General features: G+C 69.0%; 5 protein-coding genes. 1 reads left to right on the top strand and 4 read right to left on the bottom strand.

Going from position 1 to position 5,145, the window contains the following annotated elements; all coding sequences use genetic code 11:
- On the bottom strand, positions 1-421 hold a 421-nt coding region (locus tag QM624_RS13935), incomplete at its 3' end, for a ketopantoate reductase family protein (RefSeq protein ID WP_415092817.1).
- Positions 422-497: 76 nt separating this feature from the next.
- Between QM624_RS13935 and QM624_RS13930 the strand changes: the two genes are divergently transcribed.
- The gene (locus QM624_RS13930; protein ID WP_415092815.1) at positions 498-1,406 is read left to right on the top strand and encodes a LysR family transcriptional regulator; all 909 of its coding nucleotides are present in this window, start codon (positions 498-500) and stop codon (positions 1,404-1,406) included.
- 165 nt (positions 1,407-1,571) lie between these two features.
- Here the strand turns inward: QM624_RS13930 and QM624_RS13925 are convergent, their stop codons facing one another.
- The 3 genes from QM624_RS13925 to QM624_RS13915 all read right to left on the bottom strand — a co-directional run bounded on the left by QM624_RS13925 (position 1,572) and on the right by QM624_RS13915 (position 4,942).
- Positions 1,572-2,624 carry a Gfo/Idh/MocA family protein gene (locus tag QM624_RS13925; protein ID WP_415092813.1) on the bottom strand — a complete coding sequence of 351 codons (1,053 nt, stop codon included), beginning with the start codon at positions 2,622-2,624 and terminating at the stop codon, positions 1,572-1,574.
- An 8-nt stretch (positions 2,625-2,632) separates the two neighbouring features.
- Positions 2,633-3,073, bottom strand: coding sequence for a type II 3-dehydroquinate dehydratase (aroQ, locus tag QM624_RS13920; protein WP_415092811.1), 441 nt, complete (start codon positions 3,071-3,073; stop codon positions 2,633-2,635).
- Between the two features lie 297 nt (positions 3,074-3,370).
- Complete coding sequence (locus tag QM624_RS13915) at positions 3,371-4,942, bottom strand: shikimate kinase (RefSeq protein ID WP_415092809.1); 1,572 nt, start codon at positions 4,940-4,942, stop codon at positions 3,371-3,373.
- Positions 4,943-5,145: the final 203 nt, after the last annotated feature.

The raw sequence follows: 5,145 nt of genomic DNA, 5'->3' as shown, positions 1-5,145 counted from the left end.
TCCCGGTGCGGATGTGGCCCGGTCCGAGCAGCACCCCGCCGACCAGGGTGCTGCCCAGCAGGACATGTTCGCGTCCGATGACGCTGCTCAACAGGTCTTCGTGGCCGAGCCCGTTCTGCAACGAGAGCACCGCAGTCTCAGGGCCGACCAGAGCTTGCGCGGCACGCATCGCGTCGCGGGTCTGGAACGACTTGACCAGCACGATCACCAGGTCGGCGACACCGATGTCGTCAGGGTTCGCGGTCGCCCGGACGGCGATCGTCCGGCTACCGGTGTCGTCGTCGACCCGGAGTCCGTCGGTGCGCAGCGCGTCGACGTGGGCTCCGGGGCGTCCGATCAGCCAGGTGTCGTGGCCGGCTTCGGTAAGCGCGGCTCCGATGGTGCAGCCGAGCGCGCCGGCGCCGAGGATCGCTGTGGTCATGGTGCCTGCACGGTAGGTGGGGCGTGTTGTAGGCAGCAATGGGGACAATCGCATCATTGTGAATCACAATGACAAGGTGAGTGATCTGCCGGAGACCAAGCTGCTGCAGTTGTTCGACGTGCTCTATGAGGTGCGCAGCGTCACCAAGGCCGCCGGACGGCTCGGCCAGAGCCAGCCGACGATCAGCATCTGGCTCGGACGGCTGCGCCAGCAGGTGGGTGACCCTCTGTTCGTCCGGACTCCCGGCGCCATGACCCCGACCCCTCGCGCGGATTCCCTGATCGGGCCGTGCCGCGAGATCCTGTCCTCGCTGAGCCGGCTGACCTCCGCCGAGTCAGCCTTCGATCCGGCGACCGCCGGGCGCCGGTTCCGGATCTGCATGACCGACGCCAGTCACATCACCCTGCTGCCGCCGCTGCTCGCGCGGGTTCGGGCGCTGGCGCCCGGCGTCCGGCTTGAAGCGGACCGCATCGACAGCGCCACCGAACAGGCGCTGACTACGGGGGCTGCCGATCTGGCGATCGGCTATGCGCCCTGGTTGGGTGGCGTGATCGCGACGCAGCCCCTGTTCGAGCAGGACTGGGTCTGCCTGGCCAGCCCCCGGCACCCGCGCGTCCACGACCGGCTCGGACGCCGCCGCTACGTCGCCGAGGGGCACGTGTCGATCACCGCCGGCACCGGCGCGACGCTGCTGCACCGTGCCCTGACCAAGCAGGGGATCGAACGCCGGGTCGTCCTCGAACTCCCCGGCTTCCTCGGCCTGGGCGCCATCATCGGCAGCACCGACCTGCTCGCCACCCTGCCGCGGCACATCGGCACCACGCTGGCCCACGGCAACGATCTGGCGCTGTGGCCCTGCCCGCTGCCGGTCGACCGGTTCGAGGTCGGCCAGTACTGGCACCCGCGCTTCGACAACGAACCGGGCAGCCGCTGGCTCCGTGATCTGGTTACCGAGTTGTTCGGTTCGGTAGCCACCGCTGGTTGAGCCTGTCGAAACCTCTCGCCTATACCGGGCCGTCCTTGGGTCTCGACAAGCTCGACCAACGAGGAGGCTTGGGTCTCGACAAGCTCGACCAACGAGGAGGCTTGGGTCTCGACAAGCTCGACCAACGAGGAGGCTTTGGTTTCGACAAGCTCGACCGACGGAAGATCAGTTCACATCGCTGATCTCGATGAGCGCTCCCGTGCGCGCCGCTTCGACCACAGCTTCCACCACCCGAAGCGTTTTCAGCCCGTCGCGGGCGCTGCAGATCGGTTCGGCTTCGCCGCGGATGACGGCGGCGAAGTGGGCGATCTGGTTGGCCAGCGGGTCGGTCCGCTCCACGCTTTCGACGGTGGTCTCCATGGGTTCCCACCAGGACCGGGTGCCGGGGAAGGTACGGACTCGCATGGTCGGTACCGACAATGACCCGTCGGTGCCTGCGAGGTGGTAGCAATCCTCGTCCGGGAAGGTCGAATAGCTGAGGTTCTCGCGGGCTGTCTGTTCCCAGGATCGCGCGGACCCGGCAGTGTCGGAGAGCACGAAGGTGCCCAGCGCACCGTTGGCGAAGGTGAACACCATCGCGGCGGTGTCCTCGACGGGGAAACCACGGGTGGCGTTCGAGGTGACCGCCTGCACCCGGACGATGTCGCCCACCAGCGACAGTAGGTTGTTCACCTCGTGGATCAGGTTGAGCAGGATCGGGCCGCCGCCGGCCATCCGCCGCCAGCCGCCGCCGACGTCGAAGTAATCGTCCGGCTTGTAGAACATCGCGGTGCCGACAACCGCGACCAGCCGCCCGAGGCGTCCGCTCTGAACGATCTCGCGCGCCTTCGCCATCACCGGGCTGTAGTTGCGGTGGTGTCCGGTCAACACCGGGACGCCGGTCCGCTCAGCCGCTTCGACCAGCCGGAGCGCGTTCTCGACGGTGTCGCCGATCGGCTTCTCGACGATGGTGGGGACGCCGGCCGCGACGCATTCCAGGCCGCCCTCGACGTGCAGCCGGTTCGGCGTGGCGAGGATGACGCCGTCCGGCTTACCGGTGGCGAACAGTTCGCCGAGCGAAGCGTAGAGCGGCACGCCGTACTGCTTCGCCAGCGGGGCGCCGTCCGGACCGGGTTCGACGATGGCGTGCAGCCGCGCGGTGCCGCTGCGTTCGATCTCTTCGAGATGCCGCTTGCCGATCAGGCCGGCACCGGCGACGGCGAGTCGGACCTGCTCCACGATCTCGCTCAGTTCTGCTTCAGCTGCTCGATGACGAACTCCAGCGCCAGGGCGTAGCCCATCACGCCGAAGCCGGCCATCACGCCGACCGCGACGTCGGAGAGGTAGGAGTGGTGCCGGAACGCCTCGCGCTTGTGCACGTTGGAGATGTGCACCTCGCAGAACGGGACCTCGGCGGCGCCGAAGGCGTCCCGGATCGCGACGCTGGTGTGGGTGAATGCACCCGGGTTGATGATCACGAACTGGGTGCCGTCGGTGCGGGCGGCGTGCAGCCGGTCGATGATCGCACCCTCGTGGTTGCTCTGGAAGCACTCCACCTGGTGCCCGGCGGCCGCTCCCTGGGCGATCGCGGCGGCTTCGACGTCCGCCAGCGTGGTGGCGCCGTAGATGCCCGGTTCACGGGTGCCGAGCAGGTTCAGATTGGGGCCGTTGATGACGAGGATGGACATGCGGGCTTCCTTCGGTTGTGATGTGGGATGCGGTGGGATTATCGTGCCAGGTCAGCCAGAGCCAGTTCGACGATTTCCCGCGGCGGATGCGACCGACCGGACCGCGAGTTCACGCAGCACGATGAACCGCCACCGTCCTGGACTTCCTCGCCCCAGCGCATTCGAGCTGCTGGCTCGAGAATGCGGCACGGGTCGGCAATTGTCATGGTGTCGGCACGGTAGACAGTGCACGTTGCCTAGGGCAATGTGCTGAATAGCATCATTGTGAACCGTAATGAGCGAGTGCGCCGGGATCGTTCAGCCGGACGCTAGATCGGCCAGCGCCAACTCCACCAACTCGCGCGCCGGATGCGCCTCGACCGGGCTGCCCAGGTCGCGCAGCACGATGAACCGCCAGCCGTCGCGGAACTTCTTGTCCCGATCCAGCGACCACTCGAGTTGTTCGATGGAGAACTCAGCACTGGTCGGCAGCCCCAGGGCGCCGAGCACGGTGCGGTGGGCGTCCACCGCTTCGGCGGGCAGCCAGCCGAGCCGGTGCGAGAGATGCGCGGCCGCCATCATGCCGAGGCTGAGTGCTCCCGCCGGCTGTCCGGGGGAGGCCGCTTCGAAGGCCCGGCTGAAGGTGTGCCCGTAGTTGAGGTGGGCGCGGGCGCCCTGTTCGCGCTCGTCGGAGGTGACGATGTCGGCCTTGATCTCGACGCTGCGCCGGACGGCGTGCAGCAGGGTCGCCGGCTCGGCGGCGGTGAGGTCGGGTGCCTTGCGACGCAGGAAGTCGAGCAGGTCGGGGTCGGCCAGCAGGGCGTGCTTGGCGATCTCGGCCAGCCCGGACGGGTAGTCAGGGCGTCCGGTGGCCAGGTCGGCGTCGCACATCACCAGCACCGGCTGGTGCACCAGGCCGAGCAGGTTCTGGCCTTGGGGCAGGTCGAGCGCGTTCTTGCCGCCGATCGCCGAGTCGGCCTGGGCCTCGAGGGTGGTGGGAACCAGGGCGAACCGCATGCCGCGGTGGTAGGTGGCGCTGAGGAAGCCGACCAGGTCGACGGTGGCCTCGCCGCCGACCCCGATCAGCAGATCGCCGCGGTGGATGGCGAGTTCGGCCAGCTCGCCGGCGAGGCGTCCGACCTGTTCCAGGCTCTTCACCTGAGTGGGTGTGCTGTCGTCGTCGAGCCGGAGCTGGTGGACCGCGGACACGCTTATGGCGACCGCGTTCGCGACCCGTTCTCCGGTTGTGGCGTCGCCGGGTCCGGAGATCACCACGACGTGGCGCACCTCGGGCAGTTCAGGCAGCAGCCGGCCCAGCTGGTCGAGGACGCCGTGACCGACGTGGACGCGGTAGCTGCCGCCGGGCGGGGCGACCAGGATGCCGGGGCTGCCGTCGAGTTCGGCGGTCGCGGTGAGCCGGGCCAGGATCTCGAAGGCGACATCTTCGACGCGGCGTCCGGTGGTGAACGAGGTGACGGACGCCGTGGTGGCGTAGATGTCGAGCCGCGCGGTGTAGAGGTCGCTCAGCCCGGGCCGGCCGAGCAGCGGACGGTAGGTGTCGCCGCCGACCCGGCTGAGAGCTTCGGCGAGTTCGACGTGCAGGTAGATCACGGTGTGCCGCCGCAGCAGTTCGCGGGTGGCGGCCGAGCCGCAGGCGCCGCCGCCCAGGGAGAGCACGCAGGCCTGGCCGTCCAGCAGGTCGGCGATGGTGCGTTCCTCGAGCGCGCGGAAGCCGGGTTCGCCCAACTCGTCGAACAGCGACGAGATGCTGCGGCGCTGCTGGTGCTCGATCACCAGGTCGCTGTCCACGAACGGCAGACCGAGCCGTTCGGCGAGCAGCCGTCCGATGGTGGTCTTGCCGGCACCCATGAATCCGATGAGGACGATCACGGTGTGCTCCATCTCGGACGCGGGCTTCCGCCCACAGAGACGGACGGCTTGTCGCTCGGGAGTCTAGTGGCCGGGCGTGGGATGGCCGTCCGGGGTTCGGACGCTGGCACCGCGGCGTCCGAACCCCGCCGAGCCTCAGGTGGTGCCGCCGGGCACGCCGGCCAGGCTGCCGCCGAAGCGGGCGGCCCCGGCCGCCGGGACGC

This window comes from Micropruina sp. (assembly GCF_047606365.1).
Taxonomy (GTDB): domain Bacteria; phylum Actinomycetota; class Actinomycetes; order Propionibacteriales; family Propionibacteriaceae; genus Micropruina.
This window is presented reverse-complemented; position numbering and strand designations above follow the sequence as displayed.